At 75.1% G+C, this 563-nt stretch carries 1 pseudogene; it reads right to left on the bottom strand.

From position 1 onward, the window contains the following. Positions 1–563: pseudogene (locus A9X05_RS31820) on the bottom strand (cation-translocating P-type ATPase); the annotation flags it as partial.

The following is a 563-nucleotide window of genomic DNA, read 5'->3' as shown; positions in this document are numbered from 1 at the left end:
GCGTGTCCGCCCGGATGATGCCGCGCGCCAGCAGGTATCCCGACAGCGCGCCGGCCGCGGCGCCACTGGTCACCGGCCCGCGTCCGATGCCACGGACACCGGGGATCATCAGCAGCGAGCCCATCGCCGTTGCGCCCGCCGAGATCCCGACGCCGCGCTGGGCGGCGGCCCGGGCGGCCGGGAGCGCGTGCAGCACCCGCCAGGCCGCCCCCAGGTCGGGCAGCAGCAGGTCGGCGTACCACGGCGGGGGACCGTCGCCGGGCTCGGGCATCATGCCAAGCGCCACGTCGGCAGACCAAATGGCTTGCGCCCCCGGCGATGACAGCACGGCGACTGTGCGGCCCGCCTCGTGCAGGTCCGCCACGGCACCGGCCAGCGCGTCGTCGACGGAACCCCGCCCCAGCGGCCGGATCTCGTCGAACGCGGGCCGCAGCTCGCCCAGCGAATCGTCCTCGACCGAAACCAGTTCCGATCCCGTCCGGTGTGCCTCGCCGACGACGGCCGACGCCAACGGGTCGTGCGTGAAGCAGAACAGCGCCTCGACTTCCGCGTCCGGCGCGCTG

Source organism: Mycobacterium sp. E3298 (genome assembly GCF_001666895.1).
Taxonomy (GTDB): Bacteria; Actinomycetota; Actinomycetes; order Mycobacteriales; family Mycobacteriaceae; genus Mycobacterium.
The sequence above is the reverse complement of the archived record's forward strand: the minus strand, read 5'-3'. Positions and strand labels throughout refer to the sequence as shown.